The organism is Pedobacter antarcticus (assembly GCF_900112985.1).
Classification (GTDB): domain Bacteria; phylum Bacteroidota; class Bacteroidia; order Sphingobacteriales; family Sphingobacteriaceae; genus Pedobacter; species Pedobacter antarcticus.
Genome location: NZ_FONS01000001.1, coordinates 563,522 through 588,536, shown reverse-complemented (window position 1 = coordinate 588,536; position 25,015 = coordinate 563,522). Strand labels below are relative to the sequence as shown.

Annotated in this window: 25 protein-coding genes; 22 read left to right on the top strand and 3 right to left on the bottom strand. The window is 38.6% G+C overall.

What is annotated here, in order from left to right; translation table 11 throughout:
* The first annotated feature begins 1 nt into the window (after nt 1).
* The 18 genes from BM192_RS02465 (at nt 2) to BM192_RS02380 (ending at nt 18,984) form a co-directional block, all read left to right on the top strand.
* The gene (locus BM192_RS02465; RefSeq protein WP_037444792.1) at nt 2-859 is read left to right on the top strand and encodes a beta-1,6-N-acetylglucosaminyltransferase; all 858 of its coding nucleotides are present in this window, start codon (nt 2-4) and stop codon (nt 857-859) included.
* Complete coding sequence (locus tag BM192_RS02460; protein ID WP_037444790.1) at nt 856-1,728, top strand: beta-1,6-N-acetylglucosaminyltransferase; 873 nt, start codon at nt 856-858, stop codon at nt 1,726-1,728. The genes BM192_RS02465 and BM192_RS02460 overlap by 4 nt, the downstream gene beginning before the upstream one ends.
* Nucleotides 1,721-2,818, top strand: coding sequence for an acyltransferase family protein (locus BM192_RS02455; protein ID WP_037444788.1), 1,098 nt, complete (start codon nt 1,721-1,723; stop codon nt 2,816-2,818). Before BM192_RS02460 ends, BM192_RS02455 begins: the two co-directional genes overlap by 8 nt.
* 5 nt (nt 2,819-2,823) lie before the next feature.
* Entirely contained in the window at nt 2,824-3,819 is a 996-nt protein-coding gene (locus BM192_RS02450) for a glycosyltransferase family 2 protein (RefSeq protein WP_037444785.1), read from the top strand.
* A 5-nt stretch (nt 3,820-3,824) separates the two neighbouring features.
* Nucleotides 3,825-5,108, top strand: coding sequence for a hypothetical protein (locus BM192_RS02445; RefSeq protein WP_037444783.1), 1,284 nt, complete (start codon nt 3,825-3,827; stop codon nt 5,106-5,108).
* A complete protein-coding gene (locus BM192_RS02440; RefSeq protein ID WP_037444780.1) occupies nt 5,074-6,231 on the top strand; it encodes a glycosyltransferase family 4 protein in 1,158 nt (385 codons plus the stop codon). Before BM192_RS02445 ends, BM192_RS02440 begins: the two co-directional genes overlap by 35 nt.
* Nucleotides 6,225-7,349 carry a glycosyltransferase family 4 protein gene (locus tag BM192_RS02435; protein WP_037444772.1) on the top strand — a complete coding sequence of 375 codons (1,125 nt, stop codon included), beginning with the start codon at nt 6,225-6,227 and terminating at the stop codon, nt 7,347-7,349. The genes BM192_RS02440 and BM192_RS02435 overlap by 7 nt, the downstream gene beginning before the upstream one ends.
* A gap of 17 nt (nt 7,350-7,366) precedes the next feature.
* Nucleotides 7,367-8,314 carry an acyltransferase family protein gene (locus tag BM192_RS02430; protein ID WP_074963871.1) on the top strand — a complete coding sequence of 316 codons (948 nt, stop codon included), beginning with the start codon at nt 7,367-7,369 and terminating at the stop codon, nt 8,312-8,314.
* A complete protein-coding gene (locus BM192_RS02425; RefSeq protein ID WP_037444770.1) occupies nt 8,292-9,413 on the top strand; it encodes a glycosyltransferase in 1,122 nt (373 codons plus the stop codon). Before BM192_RS02430 ends, BM192_RS02425 begins: the two co-directional genes overlap by 23 nt.
* A gap of 92 nt (nt 9,414-9,505) precedes the next feature.
* On the top strand, nt 9,506-9,943 hold the full coding sequence (locus BM192_RS02420; RefSeq protein WP_037444769.1) for a S24/S26 family peptidase: 438 nt from the start codon (nt 9,506-9,508) through the stop codon (nt 9,941-9,943).
* Between the two features lie 25 nt (nt 9,944-9,968).
* A complete protein-coding gene (locus BM192_RS02415) occupies nt 9,969-10,253 on the top strand; it encodes a PqqD family protein (RefSeq protein ID WP_037444768.1) in 285 nt (94 codons plus the stop codon).
* Nucleotides 10,243-11,340 carry a nucleotidyltransferase domain-containing protein gene (locus BM192_RS02410; protein ID WP_037444767.1) on the top strand — a complete coding sequence of 366 codons (1,098 nt, stop codon included), beginning with the start codon at nt 10,243-10,245 and terminating at the stop codon, nt 11,338-11,340. The genes BM192_RS02415 and BM192_RS02410 overlap by 11 nt, the downstream gene beginning before the upstream one ends.
* A 3-nt stretch (nt 11,341-11,343) precedes the next feature.
* Nucleotides 11,344-12,969 (top strand): ABC transporter ATP-binding protein, encoded by a 1,626-nt coding sequence (locus tag BM192_RS02405; protein WP_037444765.1) that lies wholly within the window; start codon nt 11,344-11,346, stop codon nt 12,967-12,969.
* Nucleotides 12,970-12,980: 11 nt separating this feature from the next.
* Nucleotides 12,981-13,955 (top strand): phosphoenolpyruvate carboxykinase (ATP), encoded by a 975-nt coding sequence (locus tag BM192_RS02400; protein WP_051760287.1) that lies wholly within the window; start codon nt 12,981-12,983, stop codon nt 13,953-13,955.
* Between the two features lie 10 nt (nt 13,956-13,965).
* Nucleotides 13,966-14,760, top strand: a complete 795-nt coding sequence (locus BM192_RS02395; RefSeq protein WP_201771432.1) for a polysaccharide biosynthesis/export family protein — start codon at nt 13,966-13,968, stop codon at nt 14,758-14,760.
* A gap of 5 nt (nt 14,761-14,765) precedes the next feature.
* On the top strand, nt 14,766-17,150 hold the full coding sequence (locus BM192_RS02390; protein ID WP_037444762.1) for a GumC family protein: 2,385 nt from the start codon (nt 14,766-14,768) through the stop codon (nt 17,148-17,150).
* A 78-nt stretch (nt 17,151-17,228) separates the two neighbouring features.
* Nucleotides 17,229-18,416 (top strand): OmpA family protein, encoded by a 1,188-nt coding sequence (locus tag BM192_RS02385; RefSeq protein WP_234797498.1) that lies wholly within the window; start codon nt 17,229-17,231, stop codon nt 18,414-18,416.
* A gap of 139 nt (nt 18,417-18,555) precedes the next feature.
* A complete protein-coding gene (locus tag BM192_RS02380; protein WP_037444757.1) occupies nt 18,556-18,984 on the top strand; it encodes a hypothetical protein in 429 nt (142 codons plus the stop codon).
* 30 nt (nt 18,985-19,014) lie between these two features.
* Here BM192_RS02380 and BM192_RS02375 read toward each other — a convergent pair whose 3' ends face one another.
* Nucleotides 19,015-19,761 (bottom strand): sulfite exporter TauE/SafE family protein, encoded by a 747-nt coding sequence (locus BM192_RS02375; protein ID WP_037444755.1) that lies wholly within the window; start codon nt 19,759-19,761, stop codon nt 19,015-19,017.
* Nucleotides 19,762-19,956: 195 nt separating this feature from the next.
* Between BM192_RS02375 and BM192_RS02370 the strand changes: the two genes are divergently transcribed.
* Entirely contained in the window at nt 19,957-20,328 is a 372-nt protein-coding gene (locus BM192_RS02370; RefSeq protein ID WP_037444753.1) for a hypothetical protein, read from the top strand.
* A gap of 159 nt (nt 20,329-20,487) precedes the next feature.
* On the opposite strand, the gene BM192_RS20700 is transcribed toward BM192_RS02370, so the two are convergent.
* Together BM192_RS20700 and BM192_RS02365 are read right to left on the bottom strand one after the other, a co-directional pair.
* Nucleotides 20,488-20,640, bottom strand: a complete 153-nt coding sequence (locus BM192_RS20700; RefSeq protein WP_139218388.1) for a lmo0937 family membrane protein — start codon at nt 20,638-20,640, stop codon at nt 20,488-20,490.
* Between the two features lie 77 nt (nt 20,641-20,717).
* Entirely contained in the window at nt 20,718-21,215 is a 498-nt protein-coding gene (locus BM192_RS02365; protein WP_074586308.1) for a DUF892 family protein, read from the bottom strand.
* 223 nt (nt 21,216-21,438) lie between these two features.
* On the opposite strand from BM192_RS02365, the gene BM192_RS02360 reads away from it, so the two are divergent.
* The 3 genes from BM192_RS02360 (at nt 21,439) to BM192_RS02350 (ending at nt 24,909) form a co-directional block, all read left to right on the top strand.
* Nucleotides 21,439-22,287: a helix-turn-helix domain-containing protein gene (locus BM192_RS02360; RefSeq protein ID WP_037444746.1), complete on the top strand. Its 849-nt coding sequence runs from the start codon at nt 21,439-21,441 to the stop codon at nt 22,285-22,287.
* An 81-nt stretch (nt 22,288-22,368) separates the two neighbouring features.
* Entirely contained in the window at nt 22,369-23,715 is a 1,347-nt protein-coding gene (locus BM192_RS02355) for an amidohydrolase (RefSeq protein WP_037444744.1), read from the top strand.
* Between the two features lie 3 nt (nt 23,716-23,718).
* On the top strand, nt 23,719-24,909 hold the full coding sequence (locus tag BM192_RS02350; RefSeq protein WP_037444743.1) for an MFS transporter: 1,191 nt from the start codon (nt 23,719-23,721) through the stop codon (nt 24,907-24,909).
* Nucleotides 24,910-25,015 lie beyond the last annotated feature (106 nt).

Sequence of the window (25,015 nt, the reverse complement as noted above, 5' to 3'; positions counted from 1 at the left end):
TATGAGACACGCTTATTTAATAATAGCGCATAATGAATTTGAGGTACTTCAGCATCTGCTGAACGCACTTGATGATAAACGAAATGATGTCTTTATTCATATAGATAAGAAGGTTAAGACCCACCCAAACTTACATATGAGAGAGGGGCGACTTTCTATACTTAAAAATACTCTGGAAGTATATTGGGGGCATATTTCGCAAATTGAAGCTGAATATTTATTATTTGAAACTGCGCATAAAAATGGCTCGTATGCTTACTACCATTTGATTTCCGGAGTACATCTTCCACTGTACAACCAAAGTTACTTACATGCTTTTTTTGATAGGTTGAAAGGAAAAGATTTATTAATGAAAATGGATATACCTGTTGAAGAAGTAACTATTAAGGTTAGAAAGTATAATTTTTTCATAAAGAGCTATTTCTCCTCCCAAGGTTCCACGCGTAAGATAAGTCAGTTTTTGTGGCGCGCGTCAATTCGATTTCAGAAGATATTCGATATCATAGCGAATAAAAAAGAGACTTTTTATAAAGCGTCTAATTGGTTAAGCCTTAGTCAGAAATCAATGGATTATGTATTAAAGGAAAAAAGTAAAGTGTTGAAGAAGTATCGTTATTCCTTTTGTGGAGATGAATTTTTTGTGCCTTCGATTTTAGAAAATATGTCTCTTAAATCGAATGTTGTCTACTATGATAAATTATTAAAATGTGATTTTGAAGGCGGAAATACTAAAACATATAGTTTGGCGAATTACGATGATATAATAAACTCAGGATGTTTATTCGCGCGTAAATTCAGTGTTCAGAATATAAATGTTGTCGAAAAAATTCTTACTAATCTCAATTCTCGTACAGAATGAAACATGCCTACCTTATTATAGCGCACCACGAGTTCGAGATCTTAATCCGACTAATTGAGGCATTAGACGATCCACGTAATGATATATATATTCATTTCGACAAAAAGCTGGCAGAACTACCGTTAGTAAAAGCTCACTATTCGAAATTATATATATTGGAGAACAGAATTGATGTGAGGTGGGGTGATGTATCGCAGATAGAATCGGAAATGATTTTATTTGAACAAGCTGTAAAACAGGGGCCATATGATTATTATCATATTTTGTCGGGAGTCGACATGCCTTTAAAATCACAGAATTTTATCCATGACTTTTTTACACAGAATAAGGGAAAGGAATTCATTGGTTTTAATCAGGAGGATAATTATAAGTCAATAAGCAGAAAAGTTCAGCGCTATCATATATATCCAAAGCATTTCCGTTCGGGTCGGGGTATCAGGGATATTTCGATACGAGCATTGAGATATTCTTTTTTAAGAATACAATTTCTTTTTTTTCCCCGCAGGAATAAGCAAACCTTATTTCGAAAAGGGCTGAACTGGGTAAGTGTAACTCATGAATTTGTTTTATTTCTACTTGAGAAAAAAGCTGAGATTGTAAAAAACTATCAGTATACCTTTTGTGCAGATGAGATTTTTCTACAAACCGCCTGCTGGAATTCTTCTTTTCGTGAAAACCTGTTTGATTCAGATAACGAAGGACGTGGTTGTATGCGTTTAATCGGCTGGAAGAATAATGAGTTAGTGGATTGGGAAGATATGGACTTCGAAAGGCTGATGAACTCAGATGCCCTATTTGCCCGGAAATTTAACACAAAACATGTAGGAGTTGTAGATAGAATACTAAATGAAGTAAAGGCATATGTTTAAAAAATTGACTGTTAACGCTAGTTTTGATGTTATCGAAGTGCTTCGATTCCCATTGATGATTCTGGTTGTATTTATTCATGTAATTCCCTCTGAAATACACCCTGTCAAGCTAAATTTTGATCTGAATAGTATTTACAGTTTGTCTTCTGAATTGATTTCGCATCACATAGGTAGAATTGCTGTTCCTTGTTTTTTCTTATTTTCTGGATATTTTTTCTTTTTAAAAATTGAGGCACTTGACCGTCGTGTTTACACTACGCAGATGGAAAAACGACTGTACACTTTGCTTATCCCATATTTATTATGGAATCTTCTTTTTGTCATTGTGGTGCTTTTAAAAAACTACATTTTTACGGAGCTCGGGCGGAGTTCCGATGAAATGTACTCACAGATATACAGCAGTTCGTTTTACGACATATTCTGGCGAGGTCCTTTCGTTTTTCCATTATGGTATCTGCGTGACTTGATTTGTATGGCGATTCTTTCTCCAGGTTTTTATCTGCTTTTTAAGTATACTAAAGGCTTTGGACTTCTTTTTATAGTACTTCCATATCTTTTGGTCTGGGAACCTAATATTCCAGGATTGAGCAGTACTGCATTCATGTTTTTTGGAATAGGGGCATTTGCGGGACAAAACCAGCTTGATTTGGGCGCAATAGCTCATAATCATAAAATACAGAAATTCCTTATAGCTGCCTTGTTCTTAGGCTTGGCAACTTATTATGCAGTTACACCTTATTATGAATTTTATATCCGTTTATTTATTCCATTTGGTATCGTTGCTGCGCTTTGTATTGGTGACTTGTTAGTTAATCATAAATTGATAAAGATCTCTTTGCTGCGGTTATCGTCATCTGTTTTTTTTATATACGCTATTCACGAGATGTATATAATAAACTGGTTAAAGGGTGGCTTTTCAAAATTGCAACTTTTTTCAACTGGTTGGGGAAAACTAATAGCCTATTTTACTATTCCTGTTCTATGTCTTCTAATATGTCTGTGCTTTTATAAACTTGCGAAGATGTTTCTTCCTGGTTTATTAGCGATTTTGACAGGTGGAAGAAAAACAATTAAAGTCATCAAAGAATAATTTCTATGGAGCGCGAACTAATAGTCTCGGTTATAATTCCTGTTTATAATGCGGAAAGTACCATTCATATTGCACTGAAATCTCTCATTGAGCAAAGCTACACGAAAATAGAAGTAGTAATAATCGATGATTGCAGCACTGACCAATCCTGGACGGTGATACAAAAGTATATTCCGATTTTGGAAAATAAGGGAATGTCCACAAAAGTTATCAGTCATAATAAAAATGGGGGTGTTGCTTCAGCAAGAAATACCGGTCTGGAAAATGCTACAGGAGAATTTATTTATTATGTAGATGCAGATGATTATTTGGAGATAAATGCAATTGAACTATTAATTAATGAGGCTGTTTCGAAAGATGCAGATATTGTAGGATGCAATTGGTTTTTGACTTTCGGGAAAAATGAACGGCGAATGAATCAACCTTCTTTTGCCAGTTCCAAAGAGGCAATTCAAAAAATGCTGAATGGGTCTATGCGATGGAATTTGTGGTTGTTTATCGTGCGGCGGTCTTTATATGTAAATGAACAGATTCAATTCACTCCGGGGATGAATATGGGAGAAGATATGATGGTCATGGTTAAATTGTTTACAAAGGCAACCCGTGTCATCTATTTGGATAAGGCGCTGTATCATTACGGGCAATCCAACAATCAGTCACTGACAAAAATTTATTCAGATTCACATATCCGTGAGGTGACACTGAATGTCGGAGAGATCGAACGGTATCTTTTTAACAGCAGGTTCTCAGATCCAGAAGAGTTTAATTTAAATTTTCTTAAACTGAATATTAAACTGCCCCTTTTGATATCCGATCAGGAAGAGCAGTACAAGCTGTGGCTAAACTGGTTCCCCGAAAGTAATGGTAAAGTAATGACTAATAAAGCTCTTCCATTTCGAACCAGATTTTTACAATGGTTAGCTGTCAAAAAGCAGTTCTGGGCAATTAAGTTGTATTACCGTGTGGTGATAGGTTTTATCTACGGCAGAGTTTATAAATAGTAATTATGGGACGTATTTTAAAAATTCTCGGAATAGGACTTGTTGTCAGTTTATTTTACTTTTCTTTTGGGGTAACATTTTTACCTCCAAATATTAATACTAAAATGATAATTGCGCTGTTCGGTATGCTTACTGCAGTTTATCATGCTATCCAGAACAGGTCTGTGAAAATAAGCCGCCCGTTATTAGGCGCTATTGGCTTTGTAGTTTTGTTTTCCATAATTTGCTTTGTTTCTTCTGATTATAATCATACAGATGATCTCTCTTACGCGACTTATTTTGTAAGTTTCGCAGTTTGGATTTTTGCTGCTTATGCTGTTTGTACATTAATAAAATGGGGCCACGGTGTGATCAATTTGACTTTGCTGACTTTCTATTTAGCAGGCGTATGTTTCACACAATGTGCTTTAGCCCTTCTGATTGATTCCATTCCTGCCTTTCAACAGTGGGTAAATCAGTATATAGACCAAGGGCAGGATTTCCTTCTTGAAGTTAATCGCCTCTATGGAATTGGTGCTTCATTGGACAACGCCGGAGTTCGATTTTCAATAGTATTAATTATGATGGCCGGAATACTTTCGAAGGAACAGGCTATTCGAACAAGTAGTTGGAGCATAATAGTTTTACTTACCGGATTCTTTACCATTATAATCATTGGTAATATGATTTCTAGAACCACATCAACCGGAGCCGGGTTGGCGATACTATACCTGATGTGGAATACCGGCATTGTCCGGATGATTATCAAACCGAATTTTTTCAAATTCCACCTTATTTTCGGCTTCATGCTAATATTGGCATTGCTTATTACAACTTACTTTTATCAAAGCGATAGCATTTTTCAAGGTCAGATTCGATTTGCTTTTGAAGGCTTCTTTAACTGGATAGAGTACGGGGAATGGCGTACTGGCTCAACCGATAAATTGAATAACAATATGTGGGTATGGCCTACAGATTTGAAAACCTGGATTATTGGAACAGGTTTGTTTGATAATTGGGTGTTCGGTACAGATATAGGCTATTGTCGCTTAATCATGTATTCCGGGTTAGTTGGATTTAGTGTTTTTTCATTGTTTTTTATTTATAACGCAGCAGTATTTGCGCGTAAGTACCGGCAATACTCGCATATGTTTTTCCTTTTTTTTGTACTCACCTTCGTAGTTTGGATAAAAGTGTCCACAGATATATTCCTGATCTATGCGTTGTTTTATTGCATGGACATATTAAGAAACAATAAAACATTAAATCAACAAGATGAAAATCGTCTATTGCATACTCGGTACATTTAATTCTGGAGGGATGGAACGGGTATTAGCTAATAAAGCTAATTACCTGGCCACACAAGGGCATGAGTTAATAATTGTCACTACTGATCAAAAAGATAGAAATTCTTACTTTGAAATGGACAATAGAATTTCGATGTATGACTTAGCAATTAATTATGCCGGTACAGAAAAGAACACTTTAGGTAGGTTATTAAGCTACCCTGGAAAGCAATGGATGCATCGTAAAAGGTTGTCGACTTTATTAAAATCTTTAAAGGCAGACGTGGTGGTCTCTATGTTTGATCATGATGCTTCGTTTTTATATAAGTTAAAGGACGGGAGTAAAAAAATGCTTGAGATCCATTTCTCTCGTTATAAACGTTTGCAGTACGGCAGGAGGGGTATTAGAAAGTTAATTGACCAATTCCGTAGCCGGACAGATCTGGATACGGCGAAAAAATATGACAGTTTTGTCGTATTGACTCATGAGGATAAAGGATATTGGGGAGATTTGCCTAATATAAATGTAATTCCAAACTCGAATAGCTTCATTCCTCAAGCACAAGCTCCTCTCCTTGAAAAAAAGGTAATAGCAGTAGGAAGATATGATTATCAAAAAGGATTTGATGAATTGATCCAGGCTTGGAAGCATGTATACAAGGTGCATCCTGACTGGTCGCTTTCCATTTTTGGACAAGGACCATTAGCAGACGGGTTGCAAAATTTGATAAATGACCTTGGGCTACAAGGTGTGGTGTTTTTACGCGCTCCGGTAAAAAATATCGAAAATGAATATCTATCGAGTTCTATTCTCGCTATGACGTCCCGTTATGAAGGCTTACCTATGGCTTTATTAGAAGGACAAGTCTGTGGTTTGCCTTTAGTATCCTATGCTTGTAAATGTGGACCAAAAGATATTATTCGCGACGGAGAAAATGGTTTTTTGTTGCGCGAAGGCGACCAGGCAGAATTAGCCAGAAAATTAATTCATTTAATGGATGATACCGGACTGCGAGTGCAGATGGGGCAGAATTCCCGTTTGCTGTCCTCGAATTATGCTGAAGATCTGATTATGCATCAATGGTTATCGCTGTTCAAGCAGATAACTAGTAAAGACGTAGCTCCTAACAAACTTCCAATATGCTAAAGACCCAAGAACCTCATACAACAATTGTCGTGTCAGCTGTCAACCTTATTGAAGGAGGAACACTAACTATTTTGCGGGAATGCCTCGCTTATCTTTCGATACTCGCCACTAAAGAGAACTACCGTGTCGTCGCGCTGGTATTCAAAAGAGAGCTCGCAGATTATCCTAACATTGAATATGTTGAAATTCCTTGGCCCAAAAAATTATGGGTGAATAGATTGTGGTTTGAGTACGTCTCGGCAAAGAGAATGTCTAAAAAACTTGGCCCGGTCAGCCTCTGGTTGTCCTTACATGATACTACTCCCAATGTTGTCGCAGAAAGAAGGGCGGTATATTGCCACAATCCTTTCCCTTTCTATAAATGGAAGTGGAGAGAATGGTTTTTTACACCTAAAATTGTTTTACTTGCAATATTTTCTAAGTTCATTTATAAAAAAAACATAACTAAAAACACTCATGTTGTTGTACAGCAGGAATGGATTAGGGAAGCATTTCTACAGATGTTTTACTTGCATTCCAAGCAAATAATTGTTGCATCACCGGACAGACCCTCCGAAGATAATATTTTAGATCTCTCCGCTGGAGAGGAAAATTATAATTTTGTATATGCAGCCTCGCCGAACAGTCACAAGAATTTTGAATGTCTGACGGAAGCGACAGAAATACTTCAAGATCTTGGTGTACTAGGTTTTAAAGTAAGTATTACCGTAAAAGGCGAAGAAAATGCCTACGCACACTGGTTATATAAAAAATGGGGGCATCTTTCCAGCTTAAATTTTGCCGGTTTTATGACGCGAGAAACGCTATTTGGTTTTTATGCTAAAAGTCATTGCCTGGTATTTCCCTCGAAAGTAGAAACTTGGGGTTTGCCTATAACAGAATTTGGTGCGTTTGATAAGCCAATGTTACTCGCTGATCTTCCTTATGCATATGAGACGGCCGCCGGGTGCAATCACGTAGCCTTTTTTGACCCGAATAATCCTCAGGAACTGGCGAAATTAATGATGAGTCTAATTCGCGGTGATTCTAAAGGCCTGGAAAAAGTACAAGAAAAAGTCAAAACTCCTCATGCGGTTAGCTCATGGGAAGAAATGTTTAAGACTTTATTATTTAGTTAGGTACTTATTATTCTGACATGGAATTAGATATTCAATCTTCAAAGATATTAAAAGGTGCGCTAAGCATTTTAATCGTATTACATCATCTTCAATACGGAGTAGAAGTGCCGTACTTTAATATTTTTAAGCATGTAGGTGCGCCTGCAGTATCTATTTTTTTCTTTTTATCTGGATATGGCCTAATGTCATCTTATATTCAGAAAGGAATAATCTATTTAAATGGTTTTTGGAGAAAAAGGATCTGGCATATCGTCAATCCGTTCCTAATAGTTACATTTCTTTACTTGCTTATGAACTATTTTGATCAAAACAGTTTTAACTCAGGTATGCTAACTGATTTGATCTCGGAAGGAATTACACCTTTGCCTTATTCATGGTTTGTTTTTACTATAGTCGTATTCTACACATTTTTCTATTGTGTCTTTAGATCGGCAAATCTGGATATTAATTGGAAAATCATTTGTCTTCTACTGCTAACTGTCCTTTATATTCTGACCATTAAAAATATTTTAGACTATGATAGAGCATGGTGGGTCTCTGTATTAGGCTTTCCGATGGGAATAATTTACAAATTTTATCAAAAGGCATTAACTGGAATATTGACGGGTATATATAGGATATCAGGCATTATAGCTCTTTCAGTGTTATGTGTTTGTTTGATTTTAACTAAGAATGAATGGTTATATATTTTTGTTTATGCATTTATACCTGTAATTACAATTCTATTATTTAATTGTGTAGAGATGCCTAAACCCAGGTTCATAAGTTTCCTGGGGAATATATCTTACGAAATATATCTATTCCACGGGGTTTGGATTGTTTTGTTAAGAGGCAACCATATTTTTATTATATCCAATATTCTTTACGTGTTGGCGGTCTTTTCATTAACCATTGTCACTTCTTATCTATTAAATATCTCGTTAAATAAAAAGAAAAGTCTTCATGAAAATACTTCAAGTCGGTAAATTTTACCCTATACGCGGGGGAGTAGAAAAGGTTATGTACGATCTGATGCTCGGTCTATCTGCCCGGAATATCCACTGTGATATGCTTTGTGCAACTACAGAAGATCATCCGGGGGGCATTTTGTCGGTAAACTCATTTGCTAAAGTAATAGCGATACCGACACAGATTAAATTCGCAGCGACGATGATCGCTCCTAAAATGATCCTGAAACTTCGTCAGATAGCTGGCGATTATGATATTATTCATATTCATCATCCTGACCCTATGGCAACCCTGGCCCTTTTTCTTTCAGGTTATAAAGGCAAGGTTGTTTTACATTGGCATAGTGATATTCTCAAACAAAGAATGTTATTGAAGCTATATAGACCATTGCAGGATTGGGTGATTGAAAGAGCAGATCTGATAGTAGGTACCACACCGGTGTACGTAAATGAATCACCTTTCCTAAGTAAGGTACAGTATAAGGTAGATCATATTCCTATTGGAATAGAGTCCATCACACCAGAAATTGCACAAGTCGAAAAAATTCGTCAAAAGTACGGGGAAAAGAAATTGATTTTCTCGCTGGGAAGATTGGTAGAATATAAGGGTTATGAATATCTGATTCGTGCAGCACAGTATCTCAATGAAAACTATCAGATCGTTATCGGAGGTAAGGGGCCACTTTATGACGCATTGCAACAGTTAATTCTGGAGCTAAATGTAAAGGACCGCGTCGAGCTTATAGGATTTATTTCCGACGAAGATCTTCCTGCTTATTATGGTGCATGTGATATTTTCTGCCTGAGCTCGATTTTGAAAACTGAAGCTTTCGCAATTGTACAGATCGAAGCAATGTCTTGCTCAAAACCAATCGTATCCACGCATATTCCCGGGTCAGGCGTGAGCTGGGTAAATGCAGACGGAGAATCCGGTCTGGTTGTTGAGCTCGAAAATCCAGAGGCGCTAGCCAATGCAATTAACAGTATTTTGCAAGAAAAAGAAAAATATGACCAGCTGTCAGCTGGAAGTTTACAACGTTATCAGACATTTTTCACCCTCGAAAAAATGGTCGATAAATGTCTGAATCTATATCATAAACTCCGCTCAAATCTCTGAGAAATATCGGGCCGTATAAATGCACAAAATGAACAGAGGTATATTTCCTTCTATTTCATATTTTGAACAGAATTTAACGGTGGAAGACATTATTGCTATACAAAGATAGAATTACGATACCCAATAAACTTCTTTTTGAGCAGGTACTTGGCTACATAAAGCAAGGCAAATATGTAACCATACCGGTCAAAGGGACTAGTATGCTGCCTTTCTTAAAAGATGGCAACAGGGTATCGCTTAAATCTTTTCACGTAAGTGAGTTAACCAAAGGTATAATTGTATTAGCAAACGTAAAAGGCGAGATGATACTTCATCGTGTGGTGAAATACGATAGTACAAAAATCTACCTGGCAGGTGACGGGAACGTTGCAGCGCATGAAGTCGTCAATTACGATGATGTGGTGGCAATTGCCCACACCGTCTATCGTGGTGAGACCGAAGTTAAATTAAATCAGAGAAAGTGGCGCTATCTCGGGCAGATTTGGTACTTGATTCGCCCTGTCCGAAGAGTAGCGAGGAAATTGTTCTGAAAATTGTGTTGTAATTAACGGCTTTATGAAAATAAGAGAAGATTTGGTGTTGAGGCATATAGGAGATGATCATATTATTGTCGACCCTGGGCAAGATATGGTAGATATGTCGAAGGTTTTTACGCTGAATGATTCTGCAGCTTGGTTATGGGAGAAATTGGCAGGACGTGAGTTCACCAGTAGCACTATGGTGGATTTGTTGGTGGAACGCCACGATTTGCCATATAATCAGGCCGAAGAGGATATTCGCAAGTTAGTTGAGGTTTTAGAAAAGAATGGATTGCTGGACAAATTAGCTAATGCCGGATAACAAAATTCACAGGGCATTACTATCGCTATTGCGATCAGGACTTTGGGGTGAGAATGAGAATATTATATCATTTCCTTTATCCGGTGAGCAATGGGTTCAGCTATATAATTTTGCCAGGCAACATACTATAGAAGGTATTGTATTTGACGGTGTTCAGCGGTTACCTTTCGATATGTTGCCTCCGCGTGAGCTGATGTTGAAATGGGCTGTAAAGATTGATCAGATTGAGCGGCGTAATATGCAGATGAATGTCTGTATAGAAGAAGAGCTGAACTTTTTTAATGGCCAGGGTTTATATCCAGTATTACTTAAGGGGCAGGGTGTTGCCGCTTGTTATGCTGTTCCAGAACATCGAGTTTGTGGAGACATAGATTGGTATTTTGAACAGAAAAATCAATACCAGAAAGCAAATAGAATACTTAAACAGCGGGGAATTAAGAGCTCCGGTACAGCTGGATTCAGCACTGAATACGTATGGCGCGGAATTCTCACGGAACATCATACACGAATGTTTGATATTCATAATCCTTTCTGCTTCACTTATCTGGATCGTTTGCAGAAACAGTTTTATAACGAAAGACTGAAAAGTGAGTTTCAGGGACACACTTTACTTTTGCCGGCACCTATACTTATGGTTTTACAAGTAAATGTTCATATTCTGAAGCATCTGTTATCGTTTGGAGTTGGATTGAGGCAGTTATGCGATTCAGCGAGAGTATATCATACTTATCAAATGAAGTTAGATGGGCAGGAGCTTAAGCAGATTTATCAAACATTGGGAATTCTAAAATGGATACATCTGTTACATACCGTTTTGGTCAAGTTTATGGGATTACCATCGGCGTCTTTACCTTTTGAACTTCCCGATGCGAGCGATGCAGATTGGATGATGGATGAAATTCTCATGTCGGGGAACTTCGGCTTTTTTCATCCCCGGTTTGAAGGACAAACTGAAAATGCTGGTTTAGTGAGAAGCCATGTGACCCGCCGGCTATGGTCGAATATGAGAAGATACTTTAAGTTTGCACCAATGGAAGCAGTTAGCTTTCCACTGGTGCAATTTTACTCAAAATTAGCAGTAAAATAACCAATGAATAGCACAGCTCTACATCAAATTAATTGGGTGTGGTCTATAACGAAAGGACATAGATCAGCATTACTCATTTATTTTTTGCTTGAGCTCGCAGCAATAGCACTTTCCCTGCTATTTGTACTCTGGTCTAAAAGAGCTGTCGATATCGCAATGCAGACAAATGCTTCCGATATGAAAATGGTGCTGATACTCGTAGCAACCAGCTTGTTGTTCGCTTTAGTTATCCGTGGTTTTTCAGGTTGGTTGAGTGAGCGTACCACTTTGAAGATGGGCCTGCGTTTGCAGCAACAAATGATTGAAGTTCAGATGATGTCTTTATGGAAAGTTGTAAAAGACTGGCACTCGGGCGATATACAGTCACGTATTCATTCAGATTGCAATGAAGTGGTTAGTATGGTGGCGTATTCAGGTATTTCATTTCTGCTGACATTGATCAGATTGCTTGCGTCTTTTGCCTTTCTCTGGAGTATGGATCCCATGCTCGCTTTCATGATTCTGGCCATTACACCTCTCTTTTTATTTTCAAAGGTATACTTCAGGAGAATGCGGCGCCTAAGCAGGGATGTTAAACAGAAAGAAAGCGATTTCTGGAGAATTTTACAGGAAAATTTAAGGTTCCGGATGGTAATTCGCGCAATGGATCTACTATCCGGCAGGAGAGAGAAACAGGAGAATAGCCAGGATTTGATTTACAAGCTGAAATCAGAACAGTTGAATTTCGCCAGCTTTACCCAATTGGCCATGAAATTTACAATCAATATTGGATACTTGCTGACATTTATCTGGGGTGTTTATCGCCTGCGTGCCGGAGAGATCTCATTCGGGACCATGACGGCATTTCTACAATTAGTAGGAAGAATTCAGACACCAATTTTGACGCTTAGTGGCTTTTTCTCGCTTTTTATCAGATTCAGAACTTCCCTGGAAAGAATAATGGAGCTAATGTCAGGAGAAAGAGAACCATTTGTAGCCCCTCAAAAAATACGTGGACTTCGTACGCTTTATATTGATAACCTGACTTTCAAATATGAAGATGAAAAGGTTATTGATGGGTTGACTATAAAAGTAAAGATTGGCGAACCAGCGGCAATTATTGGTTCGAGTGGAAAAGGTAAAACCACTTTAATGCGTTTACTACTGGCATTACTGCAGCCAGAGAATGGCTGGATATGGTTAGCAGACTATCGTCAGAAATACGTTTTGACAGCCGGCCATCGTGTGAACTTTGCCTACGTCCCTCAGGGAAATACATTGTTTAGCGGCTCTATTCGGGAAAATTTATTAATCGCGAACCCTCAGGCAGACGAAGAAAAGTTAAAGTATGCTTTATGGCTTTCATGCTCAGAATTCGTGTATCATTTACCGAATGGTATAGATACGGTAGTGGGAGAGTCAGGACATGGACTATCGGAAGGACAGGCTCAACGTATTGCTATTGCAAGAGCGATGATGCGCGATTGTGATATCTGGCTCTTTGATGAGATTACATCGGCATTAGATAAAGAAACAGCAGGCAATTTAACCGGAAGATTGATAAAAGCCGGTGAAGATAAGCTCTGCATATTCGTTACGCATGATTTTAATCTGGCCGAAAACTGTAGCCAAACCATATACATTAATTGATTAGCGGGAAAATGGTAAATCATATTCAACAAGATGTAATGCCACAGAAAGCGACTTATCAAGTAGCCGGGCTTTATCTGGAACTCGTTTTTCCGGCGATGCTTAAACGCGCAGAAATATTGCCTTCTTTTGAACCTTTTTTAGAAGAGCATGGTATAAACGAAAAATGTATATGCTCCATTGAATTAACTTTTCAAGACGTATCAGTGCAAAATGAGGATGGAAAGCTCCTAAGTGATCTGTCTGTGGTGTGGGGTGATAATTTCCGTTTTTATGAAAGCGAGTATTGCTACACCACAACCATCTGGAGTGAATTTGACGATGGTTTCTGGAAAATGAAAAGTAGTAAAGACTTTAGTCATTCCGTCATATATCTGGTAAATAGAAAAGAGGCTATAAATAACGCACTAAGCTGGTTGGTTATGGTTGCTTTCGGGCAGGCATGCTTATTATATAATACTATTCTAATACATGCCTCTGCCATTTCTAAAAGTGGAGAAGGATATGCTTTTTTAGGTAAGAGCGGAACAGGAAAAAGCACGCACAGCAGACTATGGCTGGAAAATATTCAGGGGACACAGTTACTTAACGACGACAACCCGGCAGTCCGGCTTGAAAATGATGGCCATGTCTATATCTACGGTACCCCATGGAGCGGCAAGACTAGCTGCTACAAAAATATCAAAGTTCGTTTACAAGCATTTGTACGGCTTAAGCAGTCACTTTATAATCGGCTGACACAGAAAAAAGGAATGGCAGCTTTTGTTTGTGTTCTGCCAAGTTGCACAGCAATCCGTTGGAACAACCGGCTTTTTACCGCAATGAGTAACACTGTGGAACACGTTTTACAGAGAGTTATGATTGCTGAACTGGAGTGCCTTCCCGACCGGGAGGCAGCCCTGCTTTGCTACCGCGAAATTTTAAAAATTGATAAACAAAGTTTACAAAATTCCGGCTACCAGGAGGTTACGGGAACTAAAAATTAATTACACCTATATGAAAAAATGTCTACTTATTCCCTTTGTCGGCTTCGTACTACTTTTAAACTCTTGTGTTGTGAGTAAAAAAGTGGTATACGTCCGCGATATGGAGCCGGATACCACTTATCGCGCCATGTCCGCTCCTCCGTTACGTATTCAAAAGAGTGACCGCCTGAGTATTGTTGTTAGCGCTAAAACCCCCGAACTGGCTATTCCTTTTAATCAGGGCGTTGGTGCTTATCAGGTTAATGATCAAGGTGATATATCTGCGGGATCATCTGCAGCAACAGAAATTCAAGGTTATCTGGTGGACGATAGTGGTGAAATTGAATTCCCCATACTCGGTGCATTTAAAGTGGAAGGAATGACACTGGAGGAAATTAAAAATTTGATTAAAAGCCAGTTGGTTAAGGAGAAATTGATTAATAACCCAGTCATCAAGGTCGAATTGTTAAATCTTAAAATCAACATGATGGGGGAAATTAACAAGATAGGTGTGCTAACTGTACCTGATGCCAGAATTACGCTTCTTGAAGCGATATCGTGGGCAGGCGGCTTGACTGTAAATGCCTCTCCGGGTAAAATAACTGTAATCCGTGAGGAAAATGGTGTACGTAAAATGGTGATCAATGACATCCGGTCAAGGGATATTTTTAATTCACCCACCTATTATCTGCAGCAAAATGATATCGTATATATCGAACCCCTGGATGCACAGCCAACACCTAAGGTCCAGACCAATTGGCGATATATCACAACAGGTCTTGGCTTAGTGGCAACTGTATTTACTATCATCAATGTTTTTAAATAAGCTGTATGGATAATCTTAATAACATTAACCTTATGCCAAAGGCAAAGGAAGAAAAATCCATCAACTTGCTGGATATTCTGAAGTACCTGCTCTTTCAGTGGAAGTGGTTTTTATTGTCAATATTCATATTCGGCGGATATTATCTATATCAGTATAGTAAGACACCATTTATCTATAGCCGTTCCGAGACCATTATGATCAAGACTCCGCTGAATACGATGCCGGGTACCCGTATCACAAGGGCTAATTATTACAACACTGTAAATGTTGCCAGTGAGATTCTGCAGCTTCGGTCTAAGGAGCTAATGCGTAAAACTATTGATCGGATTGAAGGTGATATAAGTTATACTGTAAAAAAAGGATTGCGGGAATATGAACTATATAAAGACGCGCCCGTTAAAGTTCAGTTTATAGATGCTAAACCTGAAGTTGGTTTTTCCTTGCAAATAGAGGCTGTAGATCAGGATCACGTAGCACTTTCTTCATTTTCAAAAGGAAATACGTCTCAAGTTCTTAAGATTAAGCTGAACCAAACCGTTCGTACACCTATAGGTCTGCTTAAAGTCACGAGATCACCTGGATATAAAGTTTCGGATTTTGATAAGCCTGTAATTGTCCGGAAGTATCCGCGTGAAGCAATGGTTGGCTATTATATGGCCAATTTGAAAATTCAGCAAATGGAGGAAGATGCATCTTTATTACAGGTTTTTGTAGAAGATAGCTCGCTGCAGCGTGCAGATGATCTGATCACTACTTTGATTACAGTATATAATGAAGATGCAGTCGAAGATAAAAATAAGGTTGCAATTAATACAGCTCAATTTATAATGGATCGGATTCAGATCATACAAAGTGAGCTGGGGTCTGTAGAGTCTAATTTAGAAAACTTAAAAGTATCAAATCAGGGAATTGATGTGAACGCGGCCAGTCAGATGTATGTGAGCGAAGGAATGATGCATGAATCTGCTGGTAACGATGTTCAGACGCAGCTGAAGCTGGTAGAGATGATGCAGAACTATATGCGTGATGCAGATAAAAAGGATGACTTGATTCCTAATAATACAGGATTGGTAGATGTCAATATTGAAAACCGGATTAATGAATATAACACAGCCTCACTTAGAAGAAACCGGCTGCTGGAAGGGAGCAGTTCTGAAAATCCTATTGTTCAAGATCTGAATATAACCCTCGCAGCCATGCGTAAGAACATCTACCGGGCGATGGAAAATGCAGTTAGTGGTTTACAAATAAAGATTAATAATCTAAAAAAAGAACAAACACAAGCAAGAAATAAGGCAATGGCTGTTCCAGCGAAACAGCGGATGATGCTTTCAGTAGAGCGTCAGCAAAAGGTGAAAGAAGAACTATATCTGTTACTGCTTAATAAACGCGAAGAAAATGCGATTAACCAGGCAATGACAGAAGATAATGTCCGGATTATTGACCCGGCTTCAGGTTCGGATGCACCTATTTATCCTAGCCGTATTAAGAAATTAGCACTAGGTGTAGGAATCGGTATCGCATTGCCAGCTATAGTGTTTTTATTAATGCTTATGTTGGATACGGGAGTACGCAGCCGTAAAGACATCGAAGAAGTATTGTCTGTGCCCTTTCTGGGTGAGATTCCCTTCACCCTTAAAGATAAAGGAGGTGAAGCTGTTGTTGAGGAAAAAGGACGGGATTATACATCTGAAGCATTCCGTATTCTCAGGACAAATATTGGTTTTATGGCTGCGGGAAAAGAGCAGCGTGTAATCACCTTTACATCTTTTAATATTGGAGCCGGAAAGACATTTACAGCGATTAATCTTGCCGCAAGTTTTAGGTATTTGAATAAGAAAGTCTTGTTATTGGATTTAGATCTGCGAAAAGGGACCCTAAGCAATAGGGTAAATGCCCAAAAAGAAAAAGGGTTGGGTGTGACAAACTTTTTAGCAAATCCAAAAGTAACTGTTGATGACATTATTTATCAAGGTCTTGTAGGCGGTATAATAGATGTTATTCCTATCGGTGTAATTGCACCAAATCCTGTAGAACTTTTATTGAGCACAAGGCTAGATGAATTGATCATTGAATTGAAAAAAAGGTACGACTATATCATTGTAGACAATGTGCCTGTCAATTTGGTTGCTGATGCTTCAATTGTAGACCGTATATCTGAATTAACAATTTTTGTGGTCCGCTCAGGAAAGATGGACCGCAGGCAACTGCCTGAAATTCAATCCTTATATGATCAACGAAAAATTTCCCATATGGCAGTGCTGCTGAATGGTGTGCGTCTGAATAAAGGGGGGTACGGATACGGCTATGGATACGGTTATGGGTATGGTTACGGTTATGGGAACGAAACCAAAAAGACTATCTGGGATAAATTATTTGGAAAACGCTAGTAAGTGTGCATTTGTGGTATTCGCTCCATAATGCCTCCAGATTTTACAATAATATTTTAAACAAAAACAATTATGATTATGAAAAAAGAATTAATGATTTTGCTCTGTTTGTTTTGCGGTGGTGAAGCATGGAGCCAATCTGTAGAGTCGGTAAAAGATACTGTAGTTCAGCAAAGTACCGATAAATATAAGGTTGAAACAAACAGGTTTTTTGACAACTGGTTTATCGGTGCTGGTGCCGGTGCACAAATTTTCTTCGGTGATCACGACAAACAAATGAAGTTTGGAGATCGTTTGACTCCGGGATTTGAACTTTATCTTGGTAAATCGTTCTCGCCTGGGGTTGCGGTACGTTTAGCAGTGAACGGTTTCAAAATTAAGGGTCTCACCCAGAATGGTGCCCATTCTACCGGCGAAGTGTTCGACGCTGGGAAACGATTGTCAAAACAAGAATTCAATTATTACAACGTGCATGGTGATGTACTATTCAATTTAAACAACCTTTTAAGTGGTTACAAAGAAGATCGCGTTTATACTTTAAGTCCATATGCGGGTTTAGGATGGATGCACACATGGGATAGGCCAGTGGAAAGCGGTGTGAGCGCTAACGTTGGTATTTTAAATGCCTTCCGTGTGAGTGACGGCCTTGATATCACAATAGATCTGCGTGGAAGTATGGTTGATGACCGGTTTGATGGCGAGACTGGAAACAGAAAACAGGATGGTCTTGCTACTGCAGCTCTGGGTTTGAAATATACATTTAAAAAGCGCAATTGGGATAGAAGTTCTACAACCGTTATCCGTCAAAGTGATAAAGAATTGAATGCACTGCGTGATCAAGTAAATACTTTAGCAAATGATAATGAAATTTTACGTAAACAATTAGCTCAGGCTGGAAATAAATCTGTTACAGATGTAGTTGTCGAGAAAAATATTATAGTTGCACCTGTACTGTTGACGTTTCCAATTAATAAAAGCGTCATTAGTAATGAAATGCGTGTAAACCTCGGATTCCTCGCGAAAGTGATTAAAGACGGTGGTGCAAAGGTTAAATATCGTGTCACTGGTTACGCAGACAAGGGCACAGGGTCTAAAAAGACTAATGAGCGACTAAGTAAAGAGCGCGCTCAGGCAGTCTACAATATTTTAGTAAAAGAGTTCGATGTACCATCATCACTGATCGATGTTTCTTATGAAGGTGGGGTAGATAATATGTTTTATGATGATCCTCGCCTAAGTCGTGCAGTGATTACCATTGCAAATTAATTTATCGGCTAACAGGGTTTAACAAAAACAGGCAGATCATTTTGAAATGATCTGCCTGTTTTTGTTTGGAATTATGTGTAGCGTTTTTCGAATGGTTTACGTTATACCAGTATTAACCATTATAAACCTTATTTAAATTATGAAAAGAGCGCTTTCTCTCCTCAGCATTACCCTCTGTATGACGGTTTTATTTATTGCGTGTAAGAAAAACAAAGACGGGGAACCAAACCATGAATTGGTTAATCGATGGCAGGAAAAATTATCCGGAGGATTTACAAGAACACTAATTTTCAGTTCAGATGGTAAGTTCTCGATGGAGTTTGCCGGTGGTGATGAAAATTCAGTAGTGAACGGAAAATATATTGTCAATGGTAATTCACTGAAAGTGAATTTAACCGAGTCTCTTTCGAAACTAGGTACTTCAAATGTCGTCAGGACGAAAATAGATTACGAACTGTTTGAGAAAGGCACCTATAAGATTGAAGGGGCGGTGTTAAAAATTCAATATATAAGTTATCCTGCAGATGCACCTGTACAAACTGAGACGGAATACACTTTAACCAAATAGATGCCCATACCATTTAGATTATTAACCGGCTTATCCTTTAGTATTCATCAGTGAATTAATTACTAAAAACCCGCCTATTAATATTAAACCATAATAAACATATTTGAAAAAGGAATCATTTTTAAGTTTCTGGTTTAGATACCTTCCTAGAAAAATTGCAGGTATAATTGCAGGTAATGAGATTAGAAAATATTTGAATACTTCATAAGTTAGCAGTCCTTTGAACATATATCCCAATATCCCGATGAAACTGGCTGGCAGAAAATAAGCCTGAAGGGTGGCGCGGAAGTGTTTTGCACTCCAGTTTCTCATATTACCATAGACAACAAGAGGTGGGCCATTCACTCCGTAAGCACCTCCCAAAATACCTGATAGAAATCCACAGATGAATAACCACCATTTATTATCATTTGGGAGTTTGATACTTTTTTTACCATATAATGCATAAGCTGAATAAGCGATAATTAATATCCCAAGTCCAATTTTAACCCAAAATTCATTGCCGTAAATCAAGATTAGCAGCCCGACTGGTATCCCTAAAATTGCAAAAATAATTAACCATTTCGCGCTGTCAATATGAATCTGGCTATGGTCCTGAATTACTACAACAAGCCCAACCAAAACTGACATTAAAACAGATAGCGGTACCGCGACATCCAAAGGCATAAACAGAATGAACAAGGGAACGGCAATTAAGGATTCGCCAAATCCAAACGTTGATCTGACTAAAGTGGCGACGAAGGAAATAATTAATATAAAGAGGTAAGTAAGCTCCATAGAAATAGTAGGAATCTAGATTTATAGGGATTGGAACTGGTGATTCGAGAGCATTAAAGATACGGTTTTTGCAAAGAAAAACCGATTGAAATGTAACCTTTTGACCCTTCTGTGCGTCTTATAAAATATTGGTGTACCTGATTATTATCAGAAATATAATCAGGGCGGCCGATACTTTATCTAATATATATAAATATGATAATCCTTAAGATTTCTATCCTATGCGGAGTTTTGCTTTTGAACGCACAAAATTATACCAAGAACTGGGAGGGTAGTGATCTGCCCGGCCATAGCTTTGCTAAGTTCGAAGATTTCAACGGAAAGCAGGACTTTAAAGTTAAGCTCGATAAAAATGAAAGTTTCGTTTTTAATTACACAGCTAATGTGAAAAAGGGCGAACTTCATCTGGAAGTTAAATCTCCAGGCGGAACGGTATTCACAAAGAACATTACAGGGACAGATTCAGGTGAGTTAAAGGTGCTGAACCTAAAGGGAGAACAGTACAAATTCATTTTCCGGGCCAAACATGCCGAAGGCAACTTTGACATTAAATACAAAAAGATATAGGAATAATGACCCTATCTTGTGATTACACAACAGTCACTGAGTAGAATCAATGCAAAATATACATTGAGGCTTATTCGTAAAAGTAAAAAGGCCCGTTTTACTCTACCCATAGATAGTGTCTTATCTTTAGGATCGGTGTTAAAACGGGCCTTTTCTTATTTAGGCGGCTCGTCTGATTACCCCTAAAATGATTGCAATGATAGCGATTACAATAAGGACGTGAATAATTCCGCCGGTGTAATATCCGCCTAAGAAACTAATGGCCCAAATGATGACCAGTATGACTGCGATAGTATAAAGTAAATTTCCCATAGGTTTGAGTTTTAATTAGGATTCGAATCTACAACCGCTTTCAACGCATTTTGTTTTTGGATTTTTTCAAAAATAATCTACATAGACTCTGGATAGATAATATTTCCAGAGATTTGCAATAGATAACTATTGCTGTTTTGATTATCTTTTGAGCACTGTTCTAATAAGATAGCATCCTCATCTTGCTGTAAAGTCAGGGCCATAAGATGTAAGGATTGATAAGCAGAAACTTTCAGCTGAAAGATGAGCTGACCATACTCCAAAATGTCAATATCTCTTGCACGTGATGATTTTTTTTTGGGTTTTATTAAATCAGCACACAGCTTTAGTAGTGTGTCAGTCAGGATGTCGTTTGTGTTTGCGCCCTTAATTTTTTGACGTGTCATACATTGTTTGAGCCTTTCAATATGCTGATCCATTTCCGTAGATGACGGAGAGAGAGCCGTTTTTAACTCGTCGGTAAAGGCTGCTGCTGACATGTCACGGAAACATTTCAGATATTTCTTTTCCCTGTCCATCAGAGCTGCCAACCGTTGAGAATATACAGCCGACAGATTTAGTGTAGTTTCGTTCATATGTTCCAATTTTATGCTTTTGTAGAGGAGAATGAGACAACAAAACCAAATCGAATAGGTTTAGGTTATTCGTTTATGAACTAAAAAAGGGGCAAGGTGAAAAACATTGAGCTCGACGGCCCAAAATTCGCTATGAAGCCCGCTTATGAACACATATGTCGAAAAAGATAACCGGCCAATTACAAGTTTATATTATAATCGAATGATTTTGTAATTTCCCCTGGTGAAAGCAAAATCCAACATCCCGGTACTTCGAATCAACGATTTTCAAATTGATCTGCAGTCAGACGGCAGTATTCAGTATCATGAAATTTTTGGTTCCAGGTTGATTGATAAAGCTCATCAGCACGACTTCTTCCTTTTTCTGCTATTTGAAAACGGTGGGGGCACCCATACTATTGATTTTATACAACACGACGTTTCCTCACACCAGCTACACCTGTTATTCCCGGGTCAGGTACATACCTGGAGCTTATCCGAAAACACACGTGCTTTTCAGATAATGATTAGCAAACGGATCTTTGAGATCTTCGCTACTTCATTGCGTTATGATCTGATACGCTATCAGGAAAATCCTGTACTGGCACTTAGCGCGACAGCCTTTCAGCAGCTTTTATACGAATTTAAAGAAATTCAGGCAGAACTAAGCCTGGAAACCAGGCTGTGGGACATTATCAGCTCCAGATGCAGGATTATTGCGCAACTGGCTAGCCGTGAAGCTGAAGAAAGATTCGCCGGGCTGACGGCTTATCAAACTAAACCGATATTAGCCGACTATCTTTCCTTAATAGAGCTGAACTTTAAACAGCAAAGGTCGGTGGCATTTTACGCTGAAAAATTAAATATAACACCAAACTATCTTAATATACTCTGTAAAAAACACTTTCATAGTTCTGCAACATCATTCATACATAATAGATTAATTCTGGAGTCTAAAAGACTATTACTCACCTCTAAAAATTCGGTAAAAGAGATAGCTTATGAATTGGGGTTTTATGATCTGGCTTACTTCTCTAAATTTTTTAAAATGCAGACCGGCACCAGCCCGAGAGAATTCAGGTTACCATTATAATTATAAATTTTACAAGTAATGGGATGAATTAGACCATCTGTAACTACGGTGCGGTTATAACTTTGTATAAAAAAGAATATTATGTCTGTACAATCAATTTCACGCAAAGATTTTATAAAAAATTCATCAATTCTGATAGCAGCCGGTACCGGTATATTGGGGCCTTCCTCCGCATCTGCCGGGGACAGATCTCCTAACGATTTATTAAAAGCTAAATCCGCCGCAGATAAAGGCTTTATTTTAAAAAACGTCAGACTGGAAACCGGTTTTGATTACGAAGATGATGAAGTCAGCCATACCAAAACCGACCTTTTTACTGTGCAAGTCAGTGATGGTAAGATTAAGTCGATTTTGCCTAACCAGCCCAATTCAGATGCAATCGATGCAAAGGGACTATTGATGCTTCCGGCATTTCGGGATATGCATATTCATTTGGACAAGACGGGCTATGGTTTACCCTGGAAGGCCAATCCGAGTAAACGCAAGACTGTGAAAGATATGATCGCATATGAACAGCAAATTATCCCTGAATTGCTTAAAACGTCAATTCCAAGGACAGAGAAGTTGATAGAACTGATGCAAAGTTACGGCACAAACTACGCCAGGACACATGTAAATATTGATCCCACGTCTGGGCTTGACTCTTTAAGGCATCTGGAGAAAGCCCTAGAGAATAAAAAAGACTCTTTTCATGCAGAAATAGTGGCTTTCCCGCAACACGGTATTTATTACACAAAGTCGGAACAGCTCATGAAGGAAGCTGCAAAAATGGATGTAGATTTTATAGGTGGACTGGATCCTTATACCATAGACGGTGCCATAGAAAAACATATGGATCTGGTTGTTCAGCTTGCGCTGGATAATAATAAAGGTATCGACATACACCTGCATGAAGCGGGAGAGTCAGGGATGAAAACCATAAATTATCTGATAGATAAAGTAGTGGAGAACCCAAAGTTAAAAGGTAAAACATTTATAAGTCATAGCTTTGCGCTGGCGAATCTTGATGACGCTAAAACAGAAGAGATAGCGGAAAAACTGGGTAACGCGAAAGTTGGAATTACTTCAACTATACCATTCACACGCAATGTGATGCCAATCCCTACGCTTTATAAATATGGAGTAGACGTCATGGCAGGGAACGATTGTATTATTGACTGGTGGAGTACATTTGGAAGTGGTAGTATATTGCAGAAAACGAATCTTTCTGCACAGTTATACGGGTATCGTAATGAGTTCGACCTTTCCAGAAGTCTGAGATTGGCTACTCATCATGTTCTGCCATTAGACGACAAAGGAAATCAGGTTTGGCCGAAGGCTGGTGATACAGCAGATTTCGTGCTTATAGATGCTAGTTGTTCAGCAGAAGCGGTTTCCAGAATATCACCCGTGAAATCGTTAGTCCATCGTGGAAATATTGTATACTAAATAATGAAACAGAATAAACCAGAACTCACTAAGACTACATTATGGCTAATGACTATTGCCAGCGGGCTGGTGGTTGGAAATAACTATTATAACCAGCCTTTATTGGGTTTGATCGCCAGAGATCTGTCTGTGACTGAAAGTCAGGTGAGCAATATTGCAATGCTTACACAAGTAGGTTACGCATTTGGATTACTCTTCATTGTCCCTCTGGGTGATATGTTTCTTAGAAAACGGCTTATTCTGATTGATTTTTGTTTTATCATCCTTTCCTTGCTCGGAATGACCTTAGCTCCAAACCTCGGTTGGCTGTTACTTGCAAGTTTTACAGTTGGTTTTACCTCGGTAATCCCACAGATGTTTGTTCCGATGGCTGCAGAACTAGCCAAAAGAGAAAAGCAGAGCTCTGCAATCGGGATGGTTATGAGCGGGTTGTTAATTGGTATTCTCTTGTCTCGAGTGGTCAGTGGCTTTGTCGGGGATTTATGGGGTTGGAAAGCGATGTACTATATTGCTGCAGCACTGATGGTAATCCTGGCTGGAATGGTCGCTGTAAAATTACCTGAAGTTCCGCCGTCATTTAAAGGCAGTTATACTGCTTTGATGAAATCCCTTATTCATTTGACCAGAACTCAGCCCGTACTTCGCCTTGCAGCATTCCGCGGAGCGGTGGGTTTCGCTGCATTCAGTGCATTCTGGACGATATTGGTGTTTCATTTGAAGGGTCCGCCATTTTATGCGGGCGCTGCAGTTGCCGGATCATTTGGAATAATTGGTGCCGCCGGTGCGCTGGCAGCAGCACTAGTCGGTAGAATTAGTAAAAGCGTAAAACCTTTCACTATTGTTCTGGCAGCAATTATGATGCTTATTTTGAGTTGGGTAGTTTTCTATTTTGCCGGGTATACATATATCGGGCTAATTTGCGGCATAATACTTATTGATCTGGGTTTACAATCCATGCATATTATGAATCAGGCTGGTTTTTTTGCCTTAAATCTGGGAGCGACCAATCGCCTGAATACAGTTTATATGTTTAGTTACTTTATAGGTGGTTCGATAGGTACTTATCTGGCATCTTTAGCCTGGGGATATTACCAATGGGATGGGGTCGTTATGGTTGGTTTATTTTTTACGTTTCTGGCTCTTGGAGCGCATTTGCTATACGGGAGAGTTGACCTAACCGTTGACGACAATTGAGGAAATTTTAGTGCAATGTTCCTTCTATATCGAGAAATTTCATCGTGACAGCGGGGGAGATTTCATCACTTGTATGTTGAGTATACTCAAGTTTACATTTAGTTGT